The following is a 26,975-nucleotide window of genomic DNA, read 5'->3' on the forward strand; positions in this document are numbered from 1 at the left end:
AGCGATCCTGACAACTGGCCGTCAGCAGCCTTTGCGCCAATGCACTTCAACTGTCGGCGCGTCTCAAAATGAGCGCGGCGGCACGAACAGGCATATCGTCTTGCCGGCATCGAGACCGGCCTGATGCGCGCACCAGTGAAATTCGCCGTCAGGGCTGTCCTTGACGCGCTTGTCCGTCATCGGAACGACTTCGCCGGTACCGGCAATCACGTAGCCTTCGGGCTTTTCCAGGACTTCGCCGGTGTGCGTGGCACGACAGTCATAGTTGGCGCAGCAGGCGAACGGATAGCTCCAACCCTGCGGCTTTGCTGCCGTGGGCTTGGCATCATGAGCAAAGGCCGCAGGCGCGAACATCGCGACGGCAAACAGAGAAAACATAAGTCGGCCGACCGGTTGAACGGCTCGGGCCGATCTGGGCGTGGCAGCAGACATGGGACGTTCCTTTCGAGCGTCAAGCATTTCGCCTGCCCGTTCCCGGAACGTGTCTTCCCAGTGGCCGGATCATCAGTCGCAGATATGCCGCGTCCGGCCATAAATGCTTTTTGTCTCCCAGCATTTGGATGCTGGGCTGATTCCTTGGTCGGCGCAAGAAGCCGCTGCGCCCAGATATGAGCGCACGCCATAACACACTGCTACCGCTGACGAGATTCAAGCCAGGTAAGTTCCCGGCAGGCGGGGCATGCAAACAACGGGATTGGCCCGCAGTGGTTCCAGCCGCTCAAATCCAATCACATGCTCTTGATTGCCGGTGACAGTGCCGACGATCGTCCGCAAAGGAAAATCAGCCACCCTGCAGCCGAAGAAGGTATAAGCAGCCGGCCGAACGGCGAACATGCGCCGCGCTCGCTTTGGGAGGAAGAAAAGCCCCTTCCCGCACCAGAGCGATATGCCGAGTCGGGACCCAATCACCACGAACTTGTCGCGCCGCACCGGCGAACACTTGAGACCAACACCGGGCGCCGCACGACAATACGTCCGCTTTTCGAACGGCTTGCGATCATTGCCCGCGCAAGCAGCCTAATCCAGATCCGCCACCGCTTCGCCCGCGCCGCCCTCGATGCGTTGCGATAGCGAAGCTTCCATGAAGTCGTCGAGGTCGCCGTCGAGCACGCTCGAGGGGCTGGTGCTTTCGACACCGGTGCGCAGATCCTTGACCAGCTGATAGGGCTGCAGCACGTAGGAGCGTATCTGGTGACCCCAGCCGATGTCGCTCTTCGATGCCTCAGTGGCATTGGCCACCGCTTCGCGCTTCTTCAGCTCTTCCTCGTAGAGGCGCGAGCGCAGCATTTCCCAGGCCTTGGCCTTGTTCTTGTGCTGCGAGCGTTCTGCCTGACAGGCGACCGCGATGCCGGTGGCGATATGGGTGATGCGCACAGCCGAATCGGTGGTGTTGACGTGCTGGCCGCCCGAACCCGATGAACGATAGGTGTCGATGCGCACGTCGGATTCAGAGACGTCGATCTCTATCCTGTCGTCGACGACAGGATAGACCCAGACGCTGGAGAAGGACGTATGACGGCGCGCATTGCTGTCATAGGGTGAGATGCGCACCAGGCGGTGGACGCCGGATTCGGTCTTCATCCAGCCATAGGCATTGTGGCCCTTGATCAGCAAGGTCGCGGACTTGATGCCCGCCTCTTCGCCGTCATGCACTTCCAGCACCTCGACCTTGAAGCGGCGGCGCTCGGCCCAGCGCGTGTACATGCGCAACAGCATCGAGGCCCAATCCTGGCTCTCGGTGCCGCCGGCGCCGGCATGGATTTCGAGATAGGTGTCGTTGGCGTCCGCTTCGCCCGAGAGCAGCGTTTCCACCTGTCGGGCCTTGGCCTCGCCCTGCATCGAACGGATCGCGGCTTCGGCTTCGGCGACGACGCCTTCGTCGCCCTCTTCCTCGCCGAGCTCGATGAGACCGATATTGTCTTCCAGCGCCTGGGTCAGGCCCTTGACCGCCGCGATGCCTTCCTCGAGGCCCTGGCGCTCGCGCATCAGCTTCTGCGCTTCCAGCGGTTCGTTCCAGAGACTGGCGTCCTCGGCCCGCACGTTCAGGTATTCAAGCCGCTTTATGGCCTGATCCCAGTCAAAGATGCCTCCTCAGCAGGGTTATCGCCTGCCTGATCTCGTCGACGATATTCTGCGTTTCCGCGCGCATGGCCTGATGTTTTGTCCTGTTGCTGAAATGACGCTTCGGTCGGCGCGATACATAGGGACGGTGCCGCCATGTGTAAAGCGAAATGGGCCAGCCGGAGGCTGGCCCAACTGGACGCGTGAATTCGTCAGTAAAGGCCGCCGCCGCCGTCCTGGATGGCCTGGTTGGCCTGCGGCGACAGCGCGCCGCCCGAGGCGTTGGAACCATCGGCACCCATGCCGATCACCCAGTAGCTGTCGGCGGGGCCGGTGCCCGGCTTGAAAGCCTCGATGATGGTGCCCGCATCGCCCGAGGAGGAGCGCATGCCGGTCTTGCGGTTGATGGCGATCAGGTTCATGCCGTCAGGCACCTTGAAGTCGACATTGGGCGTGCCGTCCAGCGCCACACGCATGAAGTCCTTGAAGATCGGGGCGGCAAGACCGCCGCCGGTGGCGCCGTGGCCGAGGCCGCGCGGCGTGTCGTAGCCCATGTAGAGCCCAACCACGAGGTTCGGCGTATAGCCGATGAACCATGCGTCCTTCTCATCGTTGGTGGTGCCGGTCTTGCCGGCGATGTGGCGGCCAAGTTCCCCGATTGTGGCGCCGGTGCCGCGCTGGACGACGCCTTCCATCATCGAGGTGATCTGGTAGGCGGTCATCGGATCGAGCACCTGCTCGGAATTGTCGACCAGTTCCGGCTCGGGCTGGTTTTTCCATTCAGGAGCGTTGCAGCCTTCGCAGCCACGCTCGTCCTGCTTGAACACGGTCTTGCCGTAGCGGTCCTGGATACGATCGATCAGCGACGGCTTGATCGACTTGCCGCCATTGGCCATGATCGAATAGGCCGAAACCATGCGCATGACGGTCGTCTCGCCCGAACCCAGCGCCATCGGCAAATATGGCGCCAGATGATCATAGACGCCGAAGCGCTCGGCATATTCGACCACCAGCTTCATGCCCATGTCGTTGGCAAGCCGCACCGTCATCAGGTTGCGCGACTTCTCGATGCCGGAGCGGAGCGTTGCCGGCCCGGCGACGGTGCCGTCATAGTTCTTCGGCGTCCAGGTGGTGTTGCCGCTCTGGATGGTGATCGGTCCGTCCATGATCACCGAGGCCGGAGTATAGCCATTGTCGAGTGCGGCCGAATAGACGATGGGCTTGAATGACGAACCCGGCTGGCGCATCGCCTGGGTGGCGCGGTTGAATTCGGACTGCGAATAGGAGAAGCCGCCGACCATGGCCAGCACGCGGCCGGTGTGCGGATCCATCGCGATCAGTCCGCCTTCCACCTCGGGAACCTGGCGCAAGCTGTAGGTATTGTCGGAGCCGTCGTTCTTCTGGACGAAGATGACGTCGCCCGGCTTCAGCACGTCGGCCGGTGACTTGGCCTTGACCGTCTTGCCGTCGACCACATGGCGCATGGCAAAGCCCATGTCTTCCTTGCTGACGGTGCCTTCGACGCGTTCCTTCACGATATCGCCCGACGCCTGGCGTGCGGGCTGCAGGCCGATCGACAGCCCGGACGCCGAACTGTCGAGCACGACGGCCAGCGACCACTCGGGAACGTCTTCCAGTCCCTTGACGGCGCCCAGCGGCACACCCCAATCGCCGGAGACATCGATCGTCTTCAACGGCCCGCGATAGCCACGCAAAGTATCGTATTTCATCAATCCATTCTGCATCGCCTTGCGGGCGATGAGCTGGACCTTCGGGTCAAGGGTGGTGCGAATCGACAGCCCGCCCTCATAGAGCGCGTTCTCGCCATAGCGGGCGATGATCTGCCGACGGACCTCTTCCGTGAAATACTCGCCGGCGAAAAGGTAGGAGCCGCTGCGGCGCGGAGCAACGCCAAGCGGCTCGGCCTTCGCCTTTGCGCCCTCTTCAGGCGTCACGTAACCGTTCTCGACCATCTGGCCGATGACCCAGTTTCGCCGTTCAATTGCCCGGTCGGCGTGCTTGAAGGGATTGTAGTTGGCCGGACCTTTCGGGAGCGATGCCAGATAGGCGGCCTCGGCCACGGTCAGCTCGTTCACCGATTTATCGAAGTAGGTCAGTGCCGCACCGGCAACGCCATAGGCGTTGAAGCCAAAGAAAATCTCGTTGAGATAGAGCTCGAGGATTCGATCCTTGGAATAGGCCTGTTCGATGCGGAACGAGAGGATGGCCTCCTTGACCTTGCGTTCCAGGGAACGCTCGTTGGTGAGCAGGAAGTTCTTGGCAACCTGCTGGGTGATCGTCGAGCCGCCCTGCATGGGGCCACCCGAAACGTAAGTGATAACCGCTCTGCCCAAGCCCGTTATATCGACACCGGGGTGGCTGTAGAAGTTCTTGTCCTCAGCCGACAGGAAGGCAGCCTTGACGCGATCCGGGATAGCCTGGATCGGCAAATACAGGCGCCGTTCCCGCGCGTACTCGGCCATCAGCGCGCCATCCGAGGCATGGATGCGGGTGGTCACCGGAGGCTCGTACTTTGCCAGCACTTCGTAGTCAGGCAGATCCTTCGCTACATGGCCGATGTAGAGGGCAACGCCCGCCGCGGCCAGGAGGGCCAGCGTCGTGCCTATGCCGAAGAAATAGCCAATGAGACGAATCATACCCGCTCCAGTCCTTGGTTCGGGAATTTCCTAAACGAAGCCGCCTTTCACGCAAGCTTTCGAGCCGGTCCCAACCCGTAATCGAAAACCCATGTCGCCACCATGTGGACAAAATACGGCAAGCCCTGATTTCGCAGCCGCAAGCTCGAAATAAAAGCGCAGGGTGTTGTCATCGCGCAACGCCGCCTCTGGTTGCAGGCGCCGCCGGGCATTGTCAACCTCCGGTTCCAGCCCCGGCACGCGCGGAAGCGAACAATGCCACGGCATTGGTGATGCTTTGCGCTGCCTTGCCGCGCCACTCGGCGTCAAGCAGTTGCGCCTCGTCCTTGGCATTGGAGAGATAGCCGAGCTCGACCAGCACGGACGGCACGTCGGGGGCCTTCAGCACCTTGAACCCGGCCGAACGCTGCGGATTGTTGATAAGACCGACGCTGGTCGACAGCTGACCGACCAATGTGTGGGCAAAACTCATCGAGAAGGTGTGCGTCTCGCGCCGGATCAGGTCGATCAGGATGTCGGTCACTTCCTTGCTGTCGTTCTTGATGACCATGCCGGCGAACTGGTCGGACAGGTTTTCACGGTCGGCCAGCGCCTGCGCTTCCGGATCGGAGGCCTTGTCGGAAACGGTATAGACGGTGGCGCCGCGGATTCCCTTGACGCTGATCGTGTCGGCATGAATCGAAATCAGCAGATCGGCCTCATGCTGGCGGGCAATGCGGACTCGGTCGTCGAGGCGCAGATATTCGTCGGTATCCCGGGTCATGAAGACATCGTATCGGCCGGCGGCCGCGAGTTTGTCGCGCAGCTCCGCGGCAAAGGCCAGCGTGACGTTCTTCTCGATGGTGCCGTTCAAACCTTCGGCACCGCCGTCTATGCCGCCGTGGCCGGGGTCGATGACGACGGTGAATCGGTGGCCTGGATTGGAGACAGGCCCGGTTCCGACCCGGCCGCCCTTGTCGGTCGAAACCGTGGAACCGGTGGTCAGCGCCTGATTGGCAAGAGCGGCGTCGAACTCACGTTCGGAGGCCGCCGACATGTCGACGGCAAGGCGGTAGCCGGTTCCGTCCTCGTTCTTGAGCACATCGAGCTTGTCGACGGCGAACGGCCCCTTGCCGGTGAGGATCAGTCGCGAGACGCCCTCGCCGAGCTCGCCGAGCCGCACGCCCTTGACCAGGCCACGCGGCTTCAGATCCTTGGCATCGATGGCAAATCGGGTGTTCGCAAGATCGATGACAAGGCGATTGGGTCCGCGCAGCAGGAACCATTTGATGTCAGGCTCGCGATCGAAATCCATGACGATGCGCATCTTGGTGGCATCGCCGGCCATTTTGTAGCCCTTGGCCATGAGCGGAGCGTCGGCCGCATTGGCAACCATGGAAAAGGCTACAGGGGAAAAGACTTGGGAAATCGCCACCAGCAGCAGGAGACAGAAGGCACGGAGAACCTGGCCGCCAACACGACATCCCTTGTCTGTGAAGTCCGCCAGTCCCATCTTTCTTCCAGTCGCTCCCGGTTTGGCGCCAGGCGCCGGTTCGTTTCGTCAACATGCCGGTTAGGCCGCGAGCTCGATTAACGATTGGTATCCAGAGAAGGTTAACCAAGCCTTTTCACGCAAGGACGGGGCCAGGCTTACGCTACGGAACTGCTTTTTGCCGGCATCGGAAATCGGGGTTGCCTTCCAACCCGCCAAATCATAAAAGCGATGGTGGATCACTGCAATCCTGGAACCGCCCTCCTCCGCAGCTTCCTGCTACAGGGTCAGATGAAAGGCGGCTCCTTTCGCTTCACGCGAAAAGGCTTCAGGTGATTGCGACGAATTTCGCAGGTGTGCTCCCGTGGCGGGGGAATCGCCTGCGTGAGGAAAACGGCCGGGTTTGTTCCCGCGCCGGCTCTGTATGAGCAAACAAGCTGGTCCGGTTTCCGGGCTTTGGTTCAAAAGGTTCTGCTGGTGACGATGGCTTCAAGCGCAATCATGGAAAGGTCCGCATCAAACCGCGCCAATATGGCTGCGGGCGGCACCGCCATGACACGCAGGCAGCGTCCGGCGGACATTCAGACATCCGGCACCCACACACCAGAAACGCAGCAGCGGGCTTTGCCTTGCAAGCTGCGGCTGACGGCTGCCGGGAGGAAACGAAATAATGCCCAACAAAATGCTGATAGACGCCTCCCACCCGGAGGAAACACGCGTAGTCGTCGTACGCGGTAACCGTATCGAAGAATTCGACTTTGAATCCCAGGACAAGAAGCAGCTCAAAGGAAATATCTATCTCGCCCGTGTAACGCGCGTCGAACCCTCCCTTCAGGCAGCCTTTGTCGAATATGGCGGCAACCGTCACGGTTTTCTCGCCTTCAGTGAAATACACCCCGATTACTACCAGATTCCGGTCGCCGACCGTCAGGCACTGCTGCGCGCGGAAGCGCAGGAGGCCGAGGACGAAGAGAACGAGGACGGCGAAGGCGACGATCGCCAGAGCCGGGATCGTGGACGGCGCGGTCGCCGGCGCGGCGGCAAGCCCCGCGACCGTGGTGAAAACAGGCGCGATGCCGGCACGGCCGAATCCGGCGAGGCAAGCGAAGCCGCCGGCGAGGCAGACGAAAACAACGACAATGGGCCAGATGACAATGGCCCGGATGTTGTCGCCGAGAACATGGCTGACGTTTCCGGGACCACGGAACACGCATCCGACGCCTCGGAATACGCCGACGCATCCGAACAGGACGAGGTTTCTTCCGAACAGGATAAAGGCGAGACCAACGACGGCCCCCCCAAGTCGATCGCCGCGTCCGTCGAAGGCGACGTGATTTCCGAGCCCATCCCGCATGCCGAACAGGGCAGCGAAGCCACCTCCACCGACAATGATCGCGGCATGCTGGAGGAAGTATCCTCTTCCCATCCGGACGATCATGAGATCGAATCGGTCGGCGCCGAGGACGCGCTCGAGGAAGTGCGCAATCGCCGCAAGCCGGTGCGCCGCCAGTACAAGATCCAGGAAGTGATCAAGCGCCGGCAGATCCTGCTGGTGCAGGTCGTCAAGGAAGAGCGCGGCAACAAGGGCGCGGCGCTCACCACCTATCTGTCGCTCGCCGGCCGCTATTCCGTTCTGATGCCGAACACTGCGCGCGGCGGCGGTATTTCGCGCAAGATCACCAGCGCGGTCGACCGCAAGCGCCTCAAGGAGGTCGTCGCCGATCTCGAAGTGCCGCAAGGCATGGGCGTCATCCTGCGCACCGCAGGCGAGAGCCGCACCAAGGCCGAGATCAAGCGCGACTACGAATATCTGATGCGGCTGTGGGAGAACGTGCGCAACCTCACGCTCCAGTCCACGGCCCCTGCCCTCGTCTATGAGGAAGGCAGCCTGATCAAGCGCTCGGTGCGCGACCTCTACAACAAGGACATCGACGAGATTCTCGTCTCCGGCGAAGAGGGCTATCGCGAGGCCAAGGATTTCATGCGCATGCTGATGCCGAGCCACGCCAAGGTGGTTCAGCCGTTCCGCGACACGACGCCGATCTTCGTGCGCAACGGCATCGAGGCGCAGCTCGACCGCATGCTGCAACCGCAAGTGACGCTGAAGAGCGGCGGCTACATCATCATCAACCAGACCGAAGCGCTGGTCGCCATCGACGTCAATTCGGGCCGTTCCACCAAGGAGCACTCGATCGAGGACACCGCGCTCCACACCAATCTGGAAGCAGCCGAGGAGGTCGCCCGCCAGCTCAGGCTGCGCGACCTTGCCGGCCTGATCGTCATCGACTTCATCGACATGGAGGAGAACCGCAACAACCGCTCCGTCGAGAAGCGGCTGAAGGATCACCTCAAGAACGATCGTGCTCGCATCCAGGTCGGCCGTATCTCGCATTTCGGCCTGATGGAGATGTCGCGTCAGCGCATCCGCGCCAGCGTGCTGGAATCGACCATGAAGCCGTGCCCGCATTGCGGCGGCACCGGCCATGTCAGGTCCGATTCGTCGGTGGCGCTGATGGTGGTACGGGCGATCGAGGAGTTCCTGCTCAAGGATTCGCGAAGCCACATCACGGTGCGCACGCCGGCCGCGACCGCGCTCTACGTGCTCAACCACAAGCGCGGCACGCTGGTGGAACTGGAAAGCCGCTTCGGCCTGACGATCACCATCGAGGCAGACGATGCGGTCGGTGCCCAGCACTACGCGATCTTCCGCGGCGCGCTGGCCGAAAAGCCGGAAGGTTTCGTCGAGGTGCGCAGCCTGCCGGCCTATGTCGAGCCGGAAGAGCCCGAGGACGAGATCGTCGTCGCCGAGGAGGAGGACGAGGCGCCGGCCCAGGCCGAACAGCCGCGCCACGCGCAGCAGCCACAGCATCAGCAGCCCAAATCCGGCGAGGACGGCGAAGGCCGCGATCGCAAACGCCGCAAGCGCCGCAGGCGGCGTGGCGGCAAGGACCGCGACCGCGAGCATGGCGCCCCGACCGACGGCGCTTCCCTCGCCACGTCCGATGACGGTTTCTCCGCGCCGGAAGGCGCTGCGGACCATGGCGATGCCGAGGTGGACGACGAGGCTGCGGTCGCCGCAACCGGGACCGTCGAAACGGCGGAAGCGCCCGACGATGGCCAGGGCAAGAAGCGTCGGCGCGGCAAGCGCGGCGGCAAGCGCAACCGTCGCGAAGACGGTGAAGGCGAGACCGAGGCGGAAGCCGGCGAAACGACCGAGCCCGCCGAAGCTGATGCTTCGCTAAGCGAGCCTGTGTCGATCGAGCCGGTGGCTGCCACCGCCGTCGAACAACCCGCGGCTACCGTGAGCGACGAGGTGCCAAGCACCGAGAAACCCAAGAAACCGCGTCGCGCAGCCAAGCCGAAGAAGGCGGCCGCCGAAGCCGTCGCCGAGGAGCCGACCGCGGAACTGGCCGTGCAGGCATCCGCCGAAACGCCAGCCACGGCATCGGACGAGGCAGCGGCCGCCGAGGAGACGCCGAAGGCCCGGCCATCGCGCCGCAAGGCGGCAGCCGCTGATACGCCTGTCGTACCGGTGGTTTCCTCGACCGTCGCCGATGAGCCTGAAGTCAAGACCGAAGAAAAGCCGAAGCGTGCCGGCTGGTGGCAGCGGAAAGGCTTTTTCTAAGCTTTTCAAATCGTTGAATTGATTCTCTGACAAAGAATCCCGCGCCGATCGAATGAACGGCGCGGGATTTTTCTTATCGGCAGGTCACGTTTCTAAGGCGCGAAGATCGACCAGTTCATCATCCTGGCGAGCTTTTCCAGTGCGATCGAACCCAGCTTGGAATTGCCGTTGGCGTTGAGGCCAGGCGACCAGACGGCGAGCGAGGCGACACCCGGCACGATGCCCAATATGCCGCCGCCGACGCCGCTCTTGCCGGGGATGCCGACGCGGAAAGCGAAATCGCCAGAGCCGTCATAGTGGCCGCAGGTCAGCATCATGGCGCCGATGCGCCGCGCCCGCTCCGCCGACACCACGGAATGCCCGGTTGCCGGGTTCTTGCCGCCATTGGCGAGGAAGCGACCGGCCATCGCCAATTGCCGGCAGCTCATGGCGATGGCGCAATGGTGGAAATAGACGCCCAGCGCCAGTTCCGGTGCATGATGGAGATTGCCGAAGGATTTCATGTAATTGGCGAGCGCGAAGTTGCGGTAGCCAGTGGCACGTTCGGAAGCCGCGACCTCGCGATCGATGATGATCGTCTCGTCGTCGGCGAGGAACTGGATGAAGCGCAGTATCTCGCCGATCGCCTCGCGCGGCTGGTGACCGGCAAGCAGGATGTCGGAAATGACGATGGCACCGGCATTGATGAACGGATTGCGGGGAATGCCGTTCTCATGCTCGAGCTGGACAATCGAGTTGAACGGGTTGCCGGAGGGCTCGCGCCCCACCCGCTTCCACAGCGCATCGCCGACATTGCCGAGCGCCAGCGTCAGGGTGAACACCTTCGAGATGCTCTGGATCGAAAACGCCTGGTCGGCATCGCCGGCCACGAGCGTGCGGCCATCATTGGTAACGGCCGCGATGCCGAATTTCTTCGGGTCGACCTTGCCCAGTTGGGGAATATAGGTCGCGACATCGCCGCGATCGGTGCGTTCCGCCATTTCCGCCGCGACTTCCGCCAATGCTTGATCAAGTTTGGGGGCCTGTTCGACTTCCGGCATGACGCTACCTCAACCAGCGTTCGATGCGCGCCATCGCCTCGACCATGTCGTCGTGGCTGCCAGCATAGGAAAACCGCATCGTGCGATGCCCCGCCCTGGTGTCGAAATCGCGGCCGGGTGTCGCTGCAACATGCGCCTCGGCCAGCATCCTGCGGGCGAAGACCATGCTGTCATTGCTGTGCCGGGTGACATCGCAAAAGGCATAGAAGGCGCCATCCATGGGCGCCGCCAGGGGAAAACCCAGCTCCGGCAAACGCTTAATCAAGAGCTCGCGATTCCAGGCATAGCGTCCCTTCACCGCCTCCAGTTCCTCGGTTGCGGCAAAAGCCTCGATCGCCGCAATCTGCGACAGCTCCGGCGGCGAGATGTAGAGGCTCTGGGCGATGCGCTCGACCGGCCGCACGAGTTCTTCCGGCAAAACCATCCAGCCGATGCGCCAGCCGGTCATGCAGTAGTATTTCGAGAAGGAGTTGATAACCGTCACGCTGCCGCTGAAGGCGAGTGCCGTGGTGTCGGGGGCGCCATAGGCCAGCCGATGGTAGATCTCATCGGAAATGACGGCGATGCCGAGCGATTCCGCCGTGGCGACCAGCGTCGCCAGTTCGTCGACTGGGATGACGGCGCCCGTCGGATTGGCCGGACTTGCAAACAGCACACCCTTCAGCGGCGCCTCGCGATGCGCGGCTTCCAGATGGCTAGCATGCAGATAAGCCGCGTCGCCGAGCTCGATTTCGACCACGTCGATGCCAAGGGCTGCCATGATGTTGCGATAGGCGGGGTAGCCGGGCGCGGCGATGGCGACCCGGTCGCCCGGGTCGAACATCGCCAGGAAGGCGAGATTGAAGGCCGCCGACGATCCGGCGGTCACCGCGATCCGGCCGGGGTCGACATCGAGGCCATAATGATCCGCGTAATGCCCGGCGATCGCCTTGCGCAGCGGTGCCAGACCCAAGGTGTCGGTATAGCCTATGCGTCCAACCTCCAGCGCCTTGGCGGCGGCGGCGCGAACCCGTACGGGCGCTGGATCGGATGGCTGGCCGACCGCCATGGAAATCACCGGTATGCCCAGGACCTTCAGCCGGTTCGCTTCGGCCAGCACATCCATGGCGTGGAACGGCTCGACATTGCCGCGATGGGAGAGCGAAACGACCATTTTTACCCCTGTCCCGAGGATTGAGCGCGCCAGGTCCTGACGCATGCGCCGCACAAATGCCCGATTGATGTGAGGATCACAAGTTGAGGAAGTTTTTCAGGCGCCGACTTTTCATCTTTCGCCCGCTCGTCTACCAGTGGACACATTATGTTGAGCCGACCCAGATCGACGATTGCCCGGGCAGCGCGTGTCTTCGCGACGGTTTCGCTTGCCGCCGCGGTTGCGGTTGCCGGTTCGCAGACCGCCTTCGCCCAAGGCGTGCCAGTGGTCCGCGACGCCGAGATCGAAGCCCTGGTGCGCGATTATGCACGGCCGATCTTCAGGGCCGCCGGGCTGGCGAATGACGGCATCGACATCGTGCTGGTCAACGATTCCAGCTTCAACGCCTTCGTCACCGGGCGCCGGTTGTTCATCAACACCGGCGCGTTGATGACGGCTGAGACGCCGAACGAAATCATCGGCGTCATCGCACACGAAGCCGGGCATATCGCCGGCGGCCACCAGCAGAAGCTGCGCGACCAGCTCGAACGCGCCAAGACCATGGCCATCATCGCCACCTTGCTCGGTGCCGGCGCGATCGTTGCCGGTGCGACCACGAACAGCCGCGGCCTTGCCGGCGCCGGCATGGGCGTGGCGGCCGGCGGCGGCGAGATGGCGCAGCGCAGCATCCTCGCTTACCAGCGCACCGAGGAAATCACGGCCGACCGCTCGGCCATCACCTATCTCAATGCCACCGGCCAGTCCGGCATGGGCATGCTGAAGACCTTCCACCGCTTCCAGACCGCGCTATCGCTGTCGGGCGCGCAGGTCGATCCCTACCGGATCAGCCACCCGATGCCGCAGGACCGCATCGCCAACCTCGAGGTGCTGGTCAAACAGAGCCCCAATGTCGACAAGATCGACGCGCCGGCACTGCAGCAGCGCCACGACATGATGCGGGTGAAGATTGCCGTCTACATGGAAGGCCAGGCCGCCGCGACGCGACTGATGCAAAAGATGCGGGGCAGCATGGCGGCGCTGTACGGCGATGCCCAGTCGGCCTATCTCTACGGCAACATCGCCGCGGCGCTCACCAAGACCAACGCCCTGATCAAGGCGCAGCCCAAGAATGCCTACTTCCAGGAGCTGCTCGGCGATATTCTGATGAAAGCCAACAAGCCCGCGGATGCTGCCGACGCTTATTCCAAGGCGGTCAGCCTCGACCCGGCACGGTCCGGCCTGCTGCCTGTCTCGCTTGGCCAGGCGCTGATGGCGGTCGGCACGCCAGACTCGCTGAAGAAAGCTGTCGTGCAGATCAACAATGGCCTGGGCCGCGACAAGGAAAACTCCACCGGATATCGTTATCTGGCGCAGGCTTACGGGGAGCTGGGAGACATACCGGGCGCGGAGCTTGCCACCGCCGAAGGCCATTTCTATTCCGGCAACTACAAGGATGCCAAGATCTTCGCCATGCGGGCGCAACAGCAGATGAAGCGCGGCGAGCCGCGCTGGATACGCGCCCAGGACATCATAAACTACAAATCGTCAGGCAAGAGCCAGTAATCTCATGAACCTTCCGGCCGCGTGCTGCGACACAGCCAGACCGGAAAACAGGCAGAAGGAACGACAACGATGAAAAAGGCACTGCTGCTGGGCACCACGGGGGTTGCGGTCGCCCTTGCCATGCTGGCTTTCGGTTTTGTGGCCGGCAGTCCGCAGGTTGCGAAGGCCGGAACGGCACAGGCTGTCCAGACGGCTCAGCCTGTCCAGACGGCGCAGCCTGTCCAGACGGCGGCCGATACCAAAATCGACCGCACCGAGGTCGAGGGAATCATCCGCGACTATCTCCTGAAGAATCCGGAAGTGCTGCTGGAAGTGCAGGACGCGCTCGAGGCCAAGCAGAAGGAGGAACAGCGGCTCGCGGCACTGGGCGTCATCAAGAACGCCAAGGACCAGATCTTCAATTCCACCTTCGACGGCGTCGTCGGCAACCCGAACGGCAAGGTCACGATCGTCGAGTTCTACGACTACAATTGCGGCTTCTGCAAACGCGCCATCGAGGACATGCGGGCGCTTACCAAGTCCGATCCGGACCTGCGTTTCGTGCTCAAGGAATTCCCGATCCTCGGCCCGGATTCGCAGAAGGCGAGCGTCGTCTCGATGGCGTTTCACCTGATGATGCCGGAGAAATACGGCGAGTTCCACAATGCGCTGCTCGGCGGCCAGGGGCGCGCCACCGAGGCAACCGCGATCAAGATCGCGCTTTCGCTCGGCGCCGACGAGGCGACATTGCACGAGAAGATGAAGGACCCATCGATCACCGAGGCCTTCACCAAAACTTACGATCTTGCCAACAAACTGCAGATCACCGGAACCCCGTCCTACGTCGTCGGCAACGAGGTCGTGTTCGGGGCGCTCGGGCAGGAAGTGCTTGCCGAAAAGATCGAGGCGGCGAAAGCCGCGCTTTGAGCGGCAAGCGGTTTTCTTCACGGGCGCATTTTCGGCCTGTTGTGGACAGTGAAAGAACGCACTTGCGCTCTTTCCGCGGGCGACTATGCCCGGTATAGAGGCCCAGCGCGCCGGCTTGATGCCGGCGCCGGAAAAGGTCGGTTTTTTTGAAAACGGTTTTTGTCCTGAACGGTCCCAATCTCAACGCACTCGGCAAGCGCGAGCCGGGCATCTATGGCGGCAAGACGCTTGCCGCCATCGCTGACGACTGCAAGCAGGCAGGTGCGTCGCTTGGGATCGAGATCGATTTCCGTCAGTCGAACCATGAGGGCGATCTCGTCGACTGGATCCAGGAGGCCGGCGACAAAGCCGCCGGCATCGTCATCAACCCAGGCGCCTATAGCCATACCTCGATCGCAATCCACGACGCCATCCGTTCGATCGCGCCATTGCCGGTTGCCGAAGTTCACCTTTCCAACATTCACGCGCGGGAACCGTTCCGCCACGTCTCCATGGTCGCGCCGGTCGCTGTCGGCATGATCTGTGGCTTTGGGCCGCTCGGCTACACGCTGGCGCTGCAAGCGCTCGCCGCACGCCTATGACCGGCCAACAAACAGAAGGCTCGAAAATGTCGATAAAGAAGACCGGTGTTGACCAGCAACTGATCCGCGATCTGGCGGGCATACTGAACGACACCAACCTGACAGAGATCGAGGTGGAACTCGGCGACCTGAAGGTACGGGTGTCGCGGCAGGCGCCCGCCGTTCACGCGATTGCGGCCCCGCAGCCCACCTATGCACCAACGGCAACCCAGCCCGCGGCCGCCCCGGCGGCGGTCGACGTGTCGAAAAACGCGGTGACCTCGCCCATGGTCGGCACCGCCTATCTGGCGCCGTCGCCGGACGCAAAGCCGTTCATCGAGGTCGGCCAGAAGATCAAGGAAGGCCAGACGCTGCTGATCATCGAGGCGATGAAGACGATGAACCAGATCCCCTCGCCGCGCGCGGGCACGGTGACGGCGATCCTGTTCGAGGACGCGACGCCGGTGGAATACGGCATGCCGCTCGTCGTGATCGAGTAGAGCGGACCTGATGTTCCAGAAGATCCTCATCGCCAATCGCGGCGAAATCGCGCTCCGGGTGCTGCGCGCCTGCAAGGAGCTTGGCATCCAGACGGTGGTGGTGCATTCGACCGCCGACGCTGACGCCATGCATGTCAGGCTCGCCGACGAAAGCGTGTGCATCGGTCCGCCGCCGTCGCGCGACAGCTATCTCAACATCCACCAGATCGTCGCGGCCTGTGAGATCACCGGCGCCGACGCCGTGCATCCGGGCTATGGCTTCCTGTCGGAGAACGCCAAGTTCGCCGACATTTTGGCGGCGCACAACATCACCTTCATCGGCCCGTCCGGCGACCACATCCGCATCATGGGCGACAAGATCGAGGCCAAGCGCACGGCAAAACGCCTCGGCATTCCGGTTGTGCCCGGTTCCGACGGTGCGGTGACCGAGGAAAAAGAAGCCAGGCGCATCGCCGCCGAGATTGGCTATCCCGTCATCATCAAGGCGTCGGCCGGCGGCGGCGGACGCGGCATGAAAGTAGCGCATACGGAGGCAGACCTCGAAATTGCACTGCAGACGGCACGCTCGGAAGCGGGCGCGGCCTTCGGCGACGACGCGGTCTACATCGAGAAATACCTGGAGAAACCGCGCCACATCGAGGTGCAGGTGTTTGGCGACGGCTTCGGCGGCGGCGTGCATTTCGGCGAGCGCGACTGCTCGCTGCAGCGGCGCCACCAGAAAGTCTGGGAAGAGGCCAATTCGCCGGCGCTCAACGCCGAGGAGCGGTCCCGCATCGGCGGTATCTGCGCCAAGGCGATCGCCGATCTCGGCTATTCGGGCGCCGGCACCATCGAGTTCCTGTACGAGAACGGCGAGTTCTATTTCATCGAGATGAACACGCGCCTGCAGGTCGAGCATCCGGTGACGGAAGCGATCACCGGCATCGATCTGGTCCACGAGCAGATCCGCGTCGCGTCCGGCGGCGGCCTTTCGGTCAAGCAGGAAGACATCAAGTTCAACGGCCACGCCATCGAATGCCGTATCAACGCCGAGGATCCCCGCACTTTCACCCCCTCGCCCGGCACGATCACGCATTTTCACACGCCGGGCGGCCTCGGCATCCGCGTCGATTCCGGCGTCTATTCGGGCTACAAGATCCCACCCTACTATGACAGCCTGATCGGCAAGCTGATCGTGCATGGCCGCAACCGCGTCGAATGCATGATGCGGCTGCGGCGGGCACTCGACGAATTCGTCGTCGACGGGATCAAGACGACGTTGCCGCTGTTTCGCGATCTCGTCGGCAATGCCGACATCGCCAATGGCGACTACGACATCCACTGGCTGGAAAAATATCTGGCCAAGGGCGAATAGCCTCAACTTGCCGCTATAATGACGCGATGACCCGTCCCTACGCGCCAGGCTATCGCATCCCAACCGACCTTCTGCTCAAGGCATACGCCTCGGGCGTCTTCCCCATGGCCGAAAGTGCTGGTGACCCAGAAGTCTTCTGGGTGCGGCCGGAGACGCGCGGCATCATCCCGCTCGATGATTTTCACACCCCCAAAAGCCTGAAGAAGACGATCCGCAGGCACCTGTTCGAAATCCGTTTCGATTTCGATTTCGAGGCGACGATCGATGGCTGCGCCGAAAAGCGCGAGGAGCGCCGCTCTACCTGGATCAATGCGCCGATCCGCGAAGCCTATGTGCAACTGCACCGCATGGGTCATTGCCACTCGGTCGAGGCCTGGCGCGAGGGGCGTATGGTCGGCGGCCTCTATGGCGTCTCGCTCGGGCGGGTGTTCTTCGGCGAAAGCATGTTTTCCAAAGAGACGGACGCGTCGAAGACCTGCCTAGTGCATCTCGTCGAGCGCCTGAAGGCACGCGGCTTCGCGCTGCTCGATACGCAGTTCACGACAGAGCACCTCAAGCGTTTCGGCGCGGTCGACGTGCCGCGCTGCAAATACGAAAAGATGCTGGCAGATGCGCTGAAAGGCGAAGCAGTCTTTTTTCCGTAGGATCAGGCCCTACTTGGGCGGCGCCTCGATCGGCGTCTGTGCATGAAACATCATCTTCCAGCCGTTGACGCGATGGACGTAGCCGGTGCTGACCAGCGCCGCATAGGGCTCGCCATTTTCGCGCGTCGCACGCGCTTCATAGGTCAGCATGACGATATCGCTGCCGGGTTCGATTATTCCCTTGAGTTCGATGTCGAGGTCGCGCCAGCGGTTGGGTTTGGCTGCGGTCTTGGCCAGATCGGCATTGTCCATGGCCTGTGCCATCTGTGGAAATGCCACAAGGCATTCGGTGTCGACATTGGCAGCATAGTAGGCAGTGTCGCCCGTCCAGAACCCCTTTTCGAGCTCCAGCAACTCGGCCTTGTTGGCCATGATCCGCTTGCTGTCCGACATTGGCGTATCCTCAACGCGCGTGGTGATGGTCCAACGCGCGCCAGCCATGGCGGTTCCAAGAGATCAGTTGGTGTCCGTCGTATCCGGTTCCACGGCGTCGTCGGGCTGTGCCGCGTCCGGAGCGACCGAGGGCGTTGGCTTGGTCGCGGCTGGCTTCGACGCGTCGGCTTTCGCCCCATCGGCCTTGGTCGCGCCACTCTTGCCAGCATCGGGCGCCGGCACATCCGACTTCTGCTTGCATTCCTTCAGCCAGACGTCATAGACGGCATGTTCGACGGCGTTGAGCCCCGGACTTTCCGCAAACATCCAACCGGTGAAGATACGGCGGATCTTGCGGTCGAGCGTGATCTCGTCGACCTCGACGAAAGAATCGGTTTTCGGCTGTTCGTTCTGCGGCCGGGAATAGCAGACGCGCGGCGTGACCTGCAGGGCGCCGAACTGCACCGTCTCGTCGATATAGACATCGAAGGTGATGATGCGGCCGGTGATCTTGTCGATGCCGGCGAACTCGGCGACCGGGTTGGTGATGCGATCCGATCCCGCGGGCGCCGCCGGCGCCGGGGGAGCGGGTGCGGGTGAAGCCGCAAAGGCGATGGTGCTGACGGCGAGGCTGGCTGCTAACGTCAGGCCGCCCGTCAATATCGGGTTGAAAAAGCTCATGCAGGGGTACCGGTGGTTCGCGCCCAGGTGATTCCGTCGATCGCCAAGGCTAGTCGCCGTTTTCTGATCAGCAAGCAGCTAAACACCAATTGTGGCGATAAAGGACCGGCCTGCACCTTACCTTTGCAACTCGCGCCGTTACGAGCCCGGCGTCCAGGCGTCGTAGTCGCCGGTGACCTGCGGGCGGTGTTGATTGGTCAGCACCGAGCCCTTCGGACGATAGGCCGATGGCGTGCCGGTCAGATTGGGTAAATGCGGCTTTTGCCAGTCGCGCGGCCGGTAGTCATCGCTGGGGGGAGCGATATCGACACGATGGTGAATCCAGCCGTGCCAGCCCGGCGGAATGGCCGAAGCTTCCGAATAGTTGCGGTAGATGACCCAGCGACGCGTGCGGCCTTCCGAATCGATACCGCCTTCGTAATAGACATTGCCGGCCTCGTCCTGGCCGACCCTCTTGCCGTAGCGCCATGTGTGCAGGCGCGTTCCCAGCGTCTGGCTGTTCCACCAGGTGAAAAACTGCGTCAGGAAAGTCTTCATCTCAGAACCCTCGCGCTGGCGGCGCCCGTTTCCTGCTTATGGCGTCAGGCCTTCGGGAAGGCAAGGGTTTTGCCACGAGGAGCGCGCAAATGGCGCGCCAGGGGCCCGACACCAGCCTGTGATCCCCGGGGGTGACCGGATGCGCGCTTGCCAAGCCTTGCCGCTCTTTCTAAAGCTCTGCGCGCCCATGCGAAAATCCTGTCCCGCTGGGGCTGAAGGAGGCGACGATTGGCCACGCAATTGCCGACCACCGATATTCGCGTCGGCGCCGACCTGATTCGCCGCCGCAAGGGCGGCACGCCGATCGTCTGCCTCACCGCCTACACCTATCCGATCGCCCGCCTGCTCGATCCCCATGTCGACCTGCTCCTGGTCGGCGACAGCGTCGCCATGGTCGTGCATGGCCACGAGACGACGCTGGGCGCCTCGCTGGAGATGATGATCGCGCACGGCCAAGCCGTGATGAGGGGCTCGGCCCGGGCCTGCGTGGTCGTCGACATGCCGGCCGGCAGCTATGAGGGGTCCGCCGTGCAAGCCCTGGCCTCGGCACGGCGCATCGTCGGCGAGACCGGCTGCCAGGCGGTGAAGCTCGAAGGCGGCGTCGACATGGCTCGTCAGATTGCCGCGATCGTGGCCGCCGATATCCCGGTCATGGGCCATATCGGCCTGCAGCCTCAATCGGTGAAAAAGGATGGCGGCTACAAGATCAAGGGCCGCACGGACGAGACTGTAGCCGCCCTGATCGCCGACGCGCTGGCGGTCGAGAAGGCCGGCGCGTTCTCGGTGGTCATCGAAGGCACGATCGAGACGGTCGCCGCCGACATCACCCGCCGCATAGCCATTCCAACCATCGGCATCGGCGCCAGCGACGATTGCGACGGCCAGATCCTGGTCGTCGACGACATGGTCGGGCTGACGGTCGACCGCGTGCCGAAATTCGTCAAGCAATACGCCGACCTGCGCAGCGTGATCACGCATGCCGCGGAGCGCTACGCATCGGAGGTGCGGGATCGCGTTTTCCCCGGGCCCGCCCACGTCTTTTCAAAAACCAACGGCGGGGATGACGCGTGAGCCAGCCCCATGTCGTCGACAGCGTTGCCGCGCTTCGCGCGCGAATCCGCGACTGGCGTCGCGACGGACAACGCATCGCCATGGTGCCGACCATGGGCGCCTTGCATGACGGGCATCTTTCTCTGGTCAAGATCGCTCTCGAAAGGGCTGATCGTTGCGTGGTGTCGATCTTCGTCAACCCGACGCAGTTCGCACCGACCGAGGATCTCGACAAGTACCCGCGCCAGTTGGCCCGCGACCTCGACATGCTGGCCGCGGTCAAAGCCGACCTTGCCTTCACGCCCGGTGTCAGCGAGATGTATCGCGCAGGCTTTGCCACGAAGATCTCGGTAGGCGGCCCGTCAGCCGGGCTCGAAACGGACTTTCGCCCCACCTTTTTCGACGGCGTCGCCACAGTGGTGGCCAAGCTTCTCCTGCAGGCTGCACCCGACTTCGCCATCTTTGGCGAAAAGGATTACCAGCAGCTTTGCGTCGTCAGGCAGCTTTGCCGCGACCTCGACCTGCCCGTCGAGATCATCGGCGCGCCGACCATACGCGACGCGCATGGCCTCGCCATGTCGTCACGCAACGCCTATCTCGATGAAGCCGACCTCCAGATCGCTCGCCAATTCAACGTCATTCTGCGCAAGGCAGCTGCTGCGCTGGCGGCGGGCGCAGGACAGGAGGAAACGATCGCCGAAGCAAGCCGCGTCTTGGTCGCGACCGGCTTCCAGAAGGTGGATTATGTCGAGGCCCGCGAAAGCCTGACACTCACGCCATGGCGGCGCGACCGCGCGGGCCGCGTTCTCGCCGCCGCCTGGCTGGGAAAAACCAGGCTGATCGACAATGTGGAAGTTCCCGCCGCCTGATCGGCGTTGGCATTCTCAATCAAGGTCGAAGGCTCGCCCTGCCGATGCCATGGCACGGGGAGCCGATCCGCTGATAAGTCACCGCCGCGTTCGCGCTGGCCAGACTTTCATCCGTCTGGCTTCTGGCTCCCAGCCTATTCCTCGGTCGGCATATGCAGGTACATCGACTGGATGCCGACCCTGCCCGGCCCGGTGAAGCGGTTGACGATGAAATTCAAGTTGGCACCGAAGAAGCCGCTCGACAGCCGGTCGATCTTGGTCTCCATCCTGACCGAGGCATCCTTGAACAGCCAGCCGCCGGGCTCGATGTCTATGATCTCGCCCGGAGCGAGCGTCTTTTCAAAAACGTTGCCATAGCCGTGCAGCCAGACGATGCCGTCACCGGTATCGCCGCGAAACCGGTCGATGAAGAAGCCGCTCTGGCCGAACAGCATCGTCGCCAGGCCGCGTACACGCTCGAACGTGTAGTCGACATTGCTGGTGGCGGCTAGAAACTGGTGCTCGCGGACCTGGATCTCCTCGCCTCGCCGCAGGTGAATCGGCACGATGTGACCCGGCCCATCACGGCTGAAGGCGATGATGCCCGCCCCCGACGCCTCGGTGACGAAGATTTGCATGCCGGCCATCATGCGCTTCAGCGCGCCCTTCAGCGATTTCAGGCCGATGGTGATTGTGGAATTCTTCCACAGGAGGATGTGGTGCTCGAAATAGACAGGCATCCGCGTCACATCGACGGAAAGCACGGGCACCAGTTCACCCGCTATGTGATAGGTGACGCCACCAAAGGTTTCGTCCGACACCTCGGTCGGCATCAGTTCCGGCAGACTTGGCATGGTTCCCCCCAAAGCCATCCCGCGTGTGTCGGTTTATTCCGGCTTCACACGGGTCGGCCTAGGCAGCTTTGGTGCCGGACACCGGGGCCGTCAAACGAAAACAGATCCCGCGACGCGCGCTCGCGCGAAGGTGATCACGCCGCCACGGTGCTCAGGCGGCAAGTACCCGTTCATAGATCAGCGCCGGGATGGCAGAGCTGGCGGAGCCGCAATTCTCGGTGCGGCCGATCTGGACGAAGCCGTTGGCCTGATAAAAGGCAACGGCGCGGGTGTTCTTCTCTTCCACTTCGAGCCGAATGCGGTGAGCTTCCGGAAAACTCTCGATGATCTCGTCGAGGAGCATGCCGCCGATACCGCGGCCCTGCAGCGAGGGAAGCACATAGAGCTGCCTGAGCATGACCACGCCGCCGCCATCGACGGCTTCGGCAAACGCCATGCCGCCAATGCGCTTGCCGTCATCGGCAACGAGGAACTCGCTGTTCGGCTTTGCCAGCCTGGCCTTCAACGAGGCGATGGAGTGCCATTCATTGGTGATTTCGGTGACCCGCTCAGCGCCATAGATGGCGTCATATGTCGCATGCCAGGTCTCGACCAGCAACGCCCGGACGGCTGCGAGGTCGCGATCCCCGGCGGTGCGAACGAACATGCTTTTACTCGATGCCCAGCTTGGCCTTGACGAGGTCGTTGACGGCCTGCGGATTGGCCTTGCCGCCAGTCGCCTTCATCACCTGGCCGACGAACCAGCCGGCCATGCTGGGCTTGGCCCGAGCCTGCTCGACCTTGTCGGGATTGGCCGCGATCACCTCGTCGACCGCCTTCTCGATGGCTCCGGTGTCGGTGACCTGCTTCATGCCACGGCTTTCGACCAGCTGGCGCGGATCCCCGCCCTCGTTCCAGACGATCTCGAACAGGTCCTTGGCGATCTTGCCGGAGATGGTGCCTTCCTTGATCAGATCGATGACAGCGCCAAGCTGGTCTGGCGAAACCGGAGCGGATTCAATGTCCTTGCCGGCCTTGTTGAGAGCACCGAGCAGATCGTTGATGACCCAGTTGGCGGCGAGCTTGCCGTCGCGACCGGCCGCCACCTTCTCGAAATAATCGGCGATCGGCTTTTCCGACACCAGAATCGCGGCGTCGTAGGTCGAGAGGCCGAGCGAGGAGATCAGCCGCAGCTTCTTGTCATCGGGCAGTTCCGGCAATTCCTTGGCCAGCCTATCGACATAGGCCTGGTCGAATTCCAGCGGCAGAAGGTCGGGATCGGGGAAGTAGCGATAGTCGTGCGCCTCTTCCTTGGAGCGCATCGAGCGCGTCTCGCCCTTGACGGCGTCGAACAGCCGCGTTTCCTGGTCGATCCTGCCGCCGTCCTCGATGATGGCGATCTGCCGGCGCGCCTCGTAGTCGATGGCCTGGCCGATGAAGCGGATCGAGTTCATGTTCTTGATTTCGCAGCGCGTGCCGAATTCGCCACCTGGCCGGCGTACCGAGACATTGACGTCGGCGCGCAACGAGCCTTCGTCCATGTTGCCGTCGCAGGTGCCGAGATAGCGCATGATGGTCCGCAGCTTGGTCACATAGGCCTTGGCCTCATCGCCGGAGCGCATGTCGGGTTTCGACACGATCTCCATCAGCGCCACGCCGGAGCGGTTGAGGTCGACATAAGACATGGTCGGGTGCTGGTCGTGGATCGACTTGCCGGCATCCTGCTCCAGGTGCAGGCGCTCGATGCCAACCTCGATGTCCTCGAACTCGCCCTGGCGGTCGGGGCCGACCGAGACGATGACCGTGCCCTCGCCGACGATCGGCTGCTTGAACTGCGAGATCTGGTAGCCCTGCGGCAGGTCCGGATAGAAATAATTCTTCCGGTCGAAGACCGACTTGTGGTTGATCTGCGCCTTCAACCCCAGGCCGGTGCGGATCGCCTGCTTGACGCATTCCTCGTTGATGACGGGCAGCATGCCTGGCATTGCCGCATCGACAAGGCTGACATTGGCATTGGGCGCGGCACCGAAAGCGGTCGAAGCGCCGGAGAACAGCTTTGCTTCCGAGATGACCTGTGCGTGCACCTCGAGACCGATGATGATCTCCCAGTCGCCGGTGGCGCCGGATATCAGGCGTTTTGCGTCAGGGGTGCGAGTGTCGATGATGCTCATTGTGGCCTACGGACTGAAGTGCATTAATGCAACTTCGCTAGTGCAAACCGCCAAAAGAGACAAGCGCAAAGCCGTGGGCGCAAAGCCGTGGGCTGGCCTCTTCGACCGCTTTCGCCTGTATCCGTTCGTCTCAATGGAGAGTGGATGTCCACTTACGCTCAGTCCCGGTGAGGCCCTGACCTCGTAGCGAGGCAGGGCAGAAAACCTGAAACCCCGTGCCGCGAAGCTTCGCGGCGGCGGTATTTCTCGTTTTCCGGGAACTCTTCACATGGATATTTCGCGCATTGAACAGCGCATCCTGCACCTGCTCGCGCAGGGTGGACGCATTGAAATCGAAAAGAACGACAAGAAACGGATCGCCTCGGTCAAATGCCTGACCCGCGACGGCTGGCATTACCCCGGCGTCGATCCCGACCTGTTTCGAAAATTGAAACGCAAGAAGGCGGTTTCGTCGTCCGGCGGCGGGCCCTACCGCATCACGAAGCGCGGGCTCGAACTCGTTCGCTCCGAACTCGACAACAGGTAGCCTTGGTGCCGCCGGCCGGCACCCGGCCGGTAGTTGCCGGCCGCTCAGGCGGTAGCGATGTAGGCCCGGATTTCCTCGGCCTCGCGCTCGACGTCCTCGATGCGGCGCTTGACCACGTCGCCGATGGATACGATGCCATCGAGCAGGCCGTCCTTTTCCACCGGGAGATGGCGGAAGCGGCCCCTGGTCATGATCTCCATCACCTCGTTGACGGTGTGGTTTTCGTTGCAGATCTTCACCTTCGGCGTCATCGCCGAGCGCACTGCTATATCGAGGGCGGCACCGCCTTCCCTGGCTACCACGCGCACGATGTCGCGCTCCGAAAGGATGCCGACGATCTTGCGATCGCCATTGGTGATGACCAGCGCGCCGATCCTGTGCTCGGCAAGGATGCGGATGGCTTCGCTCAGTTTTTCGTTCGGCCCGAGCGTCAACACGTCATGGCCTTTTTGCTCGAGAATGGCCTTAACCGTCATGGCGTCCTCCTCTACTTTGCCAACCGGTTCCTGCCTGACCGGCTTTCACATAAGAGTGAACATCGTGCGCCGTGATCGGTTGCATTTCAAGCCCGGTCGGAGGTCTCCCATTCGGGCGCTTGCCATATCCCGTCGAACCAGCGCAGGCCGAAGAAGCCCGCGACAAAGCCGCCGATATGGGCCTCCCAGGCGACCTGGCCATCCACGCCGGGCGCGAAGCCGAGAAGGCCGGTGGCCAGATTGATGATCATCCACATGGCCAGGAAGATGACGACGCCGCGCGAGCGCAGCACGACCCCGACCGGCAGCACCGGGCCGGCGAAAGCAGCCTTGCCGGCCGAGCGGTCGGTGCGGAAGCCAAAGCGCGCCGCAGCCCCCATCATGCCCGATATGGCGCCCGATGCGCCGACCAGCGGCGCTTCTCCGTACGGATGCATCGCCCAGAAGAGCGCCACCGAAGCCAACCCGGTGGCGGCAAAGAACAACGCGAACCGAAGCGCGCCGAGCCGATTGGCCAGCGGCGAGCCGAAGGCGGCAAGCCAGACCATGTTGATGGCGATATGGGCAAAGCCGCCATGCATGAAGGCATAGGTGAAAGGCCGCGTGAAGAGAAACCAGTCGAACCCGTACCGGCCGGTATAGAGGACCGGAATGAAAGCTCCGTCATAGAGCAGCGTCATCTGCTGGGCGTCGTTCAGCGCATATTGCTGCAGCAGGTAGACGACCGCGCAGATGCCGATCACCGCCAGCACGATCGGCGGCAGATTGAACGCCGGCTCACGCACCGGTGGCGGCATGGTCTCGGCCGGTTCGGGCTCGGACGGATTTTGCTGTTCGCTCATCTGCAATCGCACTCGATGCTGGTTCGACGGGGCTGGTTCGACTGGGCTGGTTCGGTCTGGCGAGCATCTAGATCACCGCCGATGGAACCGCAAACGGCGAATCGTCCCGCTCCGAATCAAAGGGGCGAATCAAAAAAGAAGCCGTCCAAGGTTTCCCCTGAACGGCCGGTCGAGCCCCTGCTCCCCTAAAACTCTTGACTGAAGTGCTGCCGATCGTCGCGAAACGACCGCTTCTGGAGTGGTTTTGGTGTGCCACGCGGCGGCCCCGGGCGCAACGTAAACCAGTTGTTAACCTTAACGGCCCCGACCCGTGAACAAGTGTTAACGACGCTGGCACGCTTCCTGCTCCCCAACGCATGTAGGTCATCGGAGGGCGCCCTTCTGTTCACCGATGGGACATCAGACGACAGAATGCGCGGAGCTTTGTAGTATGAACCAAAACGGATCGATCACGCTGTTCCACTATTGGAACCGCCTGCGTGACGGACGCCCCGCTCCGAAGCGATCGGAAGTCGAGCCGGCCGATATCAAGTCGCTGTTGGCCGATACGTTCATCCTCGAAAAGGACACGCGTGGGCAGCCTGTATTTCGCCTGGCCGGCACCAGGCTCTGCGCCTCCTACGGCCGCGAACTCAAGGGATTCTCCTTCCCGTCGCTGTGGCGGGAGAAGGACCAGAGGCTGGTTTCGCGGCTCATTCACGGGGTTTTCGAGCAGAAATCGGTCGTGCTGATCATTTTCGAGGGCTTCAGCCGCAACGGCCGCTCCAACAAGTTCGAATTGCTCGCCTTGCCGCTCGACGGCGGCATCGAAAATCCACGCTGCCTCGGCGTGATCAGCGCCGTGGAGAAGCCGTTCTGGCTGGGCGCGGATCCGATCACCGACGCCTTGATCGATTCCATCCGCGTCATCGACCCGGAGAAGGAACTGCTGAACAGCCGTCCGGCGATCAACGTTCCCTCGCTCGTTCCCGACGAGATCGAGGCGCCCGAAACGATCTCCGCGCTCGGCCGTGCCCGCCGCATCCGCCATCTCGTCGTTTTCGATGGCGGGCGGGACGAATAGTTGACGATCGCATGGTCTTGCAGGCTCGTTTTTCCCCTTTGTTAACCCGATTTGTTGTAGTTC

26 protein-coding genes are annotated in these 26,975 nt (G+C 62.6%); 11 read left to right on the forward strand and 15 right to left on the reverse strand.

Going from position 1 to position 26,975, the window contains the following annotated elements:
* Nucleotides 1-63: 63 nt before the first annotated feature.
* The 5 genes from MESAU_RS20975 to MESAU_RS20995 form a co-directional block, all read right to left on the reverse strand.
* Entirely contained in the window at nucleotides 64-432 is a 369-nt protein-coding gene (locus MESAU_RS20975) for a hypothetical protein (RefSeq protein ID WP_015318027.1), read from the reverse strand.
* Between the two features lie 216 nt (nucleotides 433-648).
* A complete protein-coding gene (locus MESAU_RS20980) occupies nucleotides 649-834 on the reverse strand; it encodes a hypothetical protein (protein WP_015318028.1) in 186 nt (61 codons plus the stop codon).
* Nucleotides 835-1,017: 183 nt separating this feature from the next.
* A protein-coding gene (gene prfB, locus MESAU_RS20985) for a peptide chain release factor 2 (protein ID WP_015318029.1) occupies nucleotides 1,018-2,149 on the reverse strand; the annotation gives its coding sequence in 2 pieces (ribosomal slippage) (nucleotides 1,018-2,082 and nucleotides 2,084-2,149; 1,131 coding nt in all).
* A 124-nt stretch (nucleotides 2,150-2,273) separates the two neighbouring features.
* Nucleotides 2,274-4,718, reverse strand: a complete 2,445-nt coding sequence (locus MESAU_RS20990) for a penicillin-binding protein 1A (protein WP_015318030.1) — start codon at nucleotides 4,716-4,718, stop codon at nucleotides 2,274-2,276.
* Nucleotides 4,719-4,932: 214 nt separating this feature from the next.
* The gene (locus MESAU_RS20995) at nucleotides 4,933-6,210 is read right to left on the reverse strand and encodes an N-acetylmuramoyl-L-alanine amidase (RefSeq protein ID WP_015318031.1); all 1,278 of its coding nucleotides are present in this window, start codon (nucleotides 6,208-6,210) and stop codon (nucleotides 4,933-4,935) included.
* Nucleotides 6,211-6,859: 649 nt separating this feature from the next.
* Here MESAU_RS20995 and MESAU_RS21000 point away from each other — a divergent pair.
* Nucleotides 6,860-9,814, forward strand: a complete 2,955-nt coding sequence (locus tag MESAU_RS21000) for an Rne/Rng family ribonuclease (protein ID WP_015318032.1) — start codon at nucleotides 6,860-6,862, stop codon at nucleotides 9,812-9,814.
* Nucleotides 9,815-9,906: 92 nt separating this feature from the next.
* Here the strand turns inward: MESAU_RS21000 and MESAU_RS21005 are convergent, their stop codons facing one another.
* Both MESAU_RS21005 and MESAU_RS21010 read right to left on the reverse strand, forming a co-directional pair.
* Nucleotides 9,907-10,854 carry a glutaminase gene (locus tag MESAU_RS21005; protein ID WP_015318033.1) on the reverse strand — a complete coding sequence of 316 codons (948 nt, stop codon included), beginning with the start codon at nucleotides 10,852-10,854 and terminating at the stop codon, nucleotides 9,907-9,909.
* A gap of 4 nt (nucleotides 10,855-10,858) precedes the next feature.
* Nucleotides 10,859-12,007 (reverse strand): pyridoxal phosphate-dependent aminotransferase, encoded by a 1,149-nt coding sequence (locus MESAU_RS21010; protein WP_015318034.1) that lies wholly within the window; start codon nucleotides 12,005-12,007, stop codon nucleotides 10,859-10,861.
* Nucleotides 12,008-12,154: 147 nt separating this feature from the next.
* On the opposite strand from MESAU_RS21010, the gene MESAU_RS21015 reads away from it, so the two are divergent.
* The 6 genes from MESAU_RS21015 to aat all read left to right on the forward strand — a co-directional run bounded on the left by MESAU_RS21015 (nucleotide 12,155) and on the right by aat (nucleotide 17,513).
* On the forward strand, nucleotides 12,155-13,549 hold the full coding sequence (locus MESAU_RS21015) for a M48 family metalloprotease (protein WP_015318035.1): 1,395 nt from the start codon (nucleotides 12,155-12,157) through the stop codon (nucleotides 13,547-13,549).
* 69 nt (nucleotides 13,550-13,618) lie between these two features.
* Complete coding sequence (locus MESAU_RS21020; RefSeq protein WP_015318036.1) at nucleotides 13,619-14,455, forward strand: DsbA family protein; 837 nt, start codon at nucleotides 13,619-13,621, stop codon at nucleotides 14,453-14,455.
* Between the two features lie 146 nt (nucleotides 14,456-14,601).
* Nucleotides 14,602-15,036: a type II 3-dehydroquinate dehydratase gene (aroQ, locus tag MESAU_RS21025; protein ID WP_015318037.1), complete on the forward strand. Its 435-nt coding sequence runs from the start codon at nucleotides 14,602-14,604 to the stop codon at nucleotides 15,034-15,036.
* Between the two features lie 26 nt (nucleotides 15,037-15,062).
* A complete protein-coding gene (gene accB / locus MESAU_RS21030; protein WP_015318038.1) occupies nucleotides 15,063-15,515 on the forward strand; it encodes an acetyl-CoA carboxylase biotin carboxyl carrier protein in 453 nt (150 codons plus the stop codon).
* Nucleotides 15,516-15,525: 10 nt separating this feature from the next.
* Complete coding sequence (gene accC / locus MESAU_RS21035) at nucleotides 15,526-16,869, forward strand: acetyl-CoA carboxylase biotin carboxylase subunit (RefSeq protein WP_015318039.1); 1,344 nt, start codon at nucleotides 15,526-15,528, stop codon at nucleotides 16,867-16,869.
* A 26-nt stretch (nucleotides 16,870-16,895) separates the two neighbouring features.
* A complete protein-coding gene (aat, locus tag MESAU_RS21040; RefSeq protein WP_015318040.1) occupies nucleotides 16,896-17,513 on the forward strand; it encodes a leucyl/phenylalanyl-tRNA--protein transferase in 618 nt (205 codons plus the stop codon).
* A gap of 9 nt (nucleotides 17,514-17,522) precedes the next feature.
* Here aat and MESAU_RS21045 read toward each other — a convergent pair whose 3' ends face one another.
* The 3 genes from MESAU_RS21045 to MESAU_RS21055 form a co-directional block, all read right to left on the reverse strand.
* A complete protein-coding gene (locus MESAU_RS21045; protein ID WP_015318041.1) occupies nucleotides 17,523-17,906 on the reverse strand; it encodes a hypothetical protein in 384 nt (127 codons plus the stop codon).
* A 63-nt stretch (nucleotides 17,907-17,969) separates the two neighbouring features.
* Nucleotides 17,970-18,566, reverse strand: a complete 597-nt coding sequence (locus MESAU_RS21050) for a DUF2155 domain-containing protein (protein ID WP_015318042.1) — start codon at nucleotides 18,564-18,566, stop codon at nucleotides 17,970-17,972.
* Between the two features lie 138 nt (nucleotides 18,567-18,704).
* Nucleotides 18,705-19,103: an NADH:ubiquinone oxidoreductase subunit NDUFA12 gene (locus MESAU_RS21055; protein ID WP_015318043.1), complete on the reverse strand. Its 399-nt coding sequence runs from the start codon at nucleotides 19,101-19,103 to the stop codon at nucleotides 18,705-18,707.
* A 228-nt stretch (nucleotides 19,104-19,331) separates the two neighbouring features.
* Between MESAU_RS21055 and panB the strand changes: the two genes are divergently transcribed.
* Entirely contained in the window at nucleotides 19,332-20,174 is an 843-nt protein-coding gene (gene panB / locus MESAU_RS21060; RefSeq protein ID WP_015318044.1) for a 3-methyl-2-oxobutanoate hydroxymethyltransferase, read from the forward strand.
* Nucleotides 20,171-21,022 carry a pantoate--beta-alanine ligase gene (gene panC / locus MESAU_RS21065; protein ID WP_015318045.1) on the forward strand — a complete coding sequence of 284 codons (852 nt, stop codon included), beginning with the start codon at nucleotides 20,171-20,173 and terminating at the stop codon, nucleotides 21,020-21,022. Before panB ends, panC begins: the two co-directional genes overlap by 4 nt.
* Before the next feature lie 134 nt (nucleotides 21,023-21,156).
* Here panC and MESAU_RS21070 read toward each other — a convergent pair whose 3' ends face one another.
* The 3 genes from MESAU_RS21070 to gatB all read right to left on the reverse strand — a co-directional run bounded on the left by MESAU_RS21070 (nucleotide 21,157) and on the right by gatB (nucleotide 24,005).
* Nucleotides 21,157-21,855, reverse strand: coding sequence for an AIM24 family protein (locus MESAU_RS21070; protein ID WP_015318046.1), 699 nt, complete (start codon nucleotides 21,853-21,855; stop codon nucleotides 21,157-21,159).
* Nucleotides 21,856-22,006: 151 nt separating this feature from the next.
* Nucleotides 22,007-22,501: a GNAT family N-acetyltransferase gene (locus MESAU_RS21075; protein WP_015318047.1), complete on the reverse strand. Its 495-nt coding sequence runs from the start codon at nucleotides 22,499-22,501 to the stop codon at nucleotides 22,007-22,009.
* Between the two features lie 4 nt (nucleotides 22,502-22,505).
* On the reverse strand, nucleotides 22,506-24,005 hold the full coding sequence (gene gatB / locus MESAU_RS21080; protein WP_015318048.1) for an Asp-tRNA(Asn)/Glu-tRNA(Gln) amidotransferase subunit GatB: 1,500 nt from the start codon (nucleotides 24,003-24,005) through the stop codon (nucleotides 22,506-22,508).
* A gap of 268 nt (nucleotides 24,006-24,273) precedes the next feature.
* Between gatB and MESAU_RS21085 the strand changes: the two genes are divergently transcribed.
* Nucleotides 24,274-24,531 (forward strand): YjhX family toxin, encoded by a 258-nt coding sequence (locus MESAU_RS21085; RefSeq protein WP_015318049.1) that lies wholly within the window; start codon nucleotides 24,274-24,276, stop codon nucleotides 24,529-24,531.
* A gap of 44 nt (nucleotides 24,532-24,575) precedes the next feature.
* Here MESAU_RS21085 and MESAU_RS21090 read toward each other — a convergent pair whose 3' ends face one another.
* Nucleotides 24,576-25,007, reverse strand: a complete 432-nt coding sequence (locus tag MESAU_RS21090; protein ID WP_015318050.1) for a CBS domain-containing protein — start codon at nucleotides 25,005-25,007, stop codon at nucleotides 24,576-24,578.
* An 86-nt stretch (nucleotides 25,008-25,093) separates the two neighbouring features.
* Nucleotides 25,094-25,849, reverse strand: coding sequence for a rhomboid family intramembrane serine protease (locus tag MESAU_RS21095; protein ID WP_015318051.1), 756 nt, complete (start codon nucleotides 25,847-25,849; stop codon nucleotides 25,094-25,096).
* A gap of 430 nt (nucleotides 25,850-26,279) precedes the next feature.
* Here MESAU_RS21095 and MESAU_RS21100 point away from each other — a divergent pair, with 430 nt between their 5' ends.
* Complete coding sequence (locus MESAU_RS21100) at nucleotides 26,280-26,912, forward strand: PAS domain-containing protein (RefSeq protein WP_015318052.1); 633 nt, start codon at nucleotides 26,280-26,282, stop codon at nucleotides 26,910-26,912.
* Nucleotides 26,913-26,975: the final 63 nt, after the last annotated feature.

Source organism: Mesorhizobium australicum WSM2073, assembly GCF_000230995.2.
Classification (GTDB): Bacteria; Pseudomonadota; Alphaproteobacteria; order Rhizobiales; family Rhizobiaceae; genus Mesorhizobium; species Mesorhizobium australicum.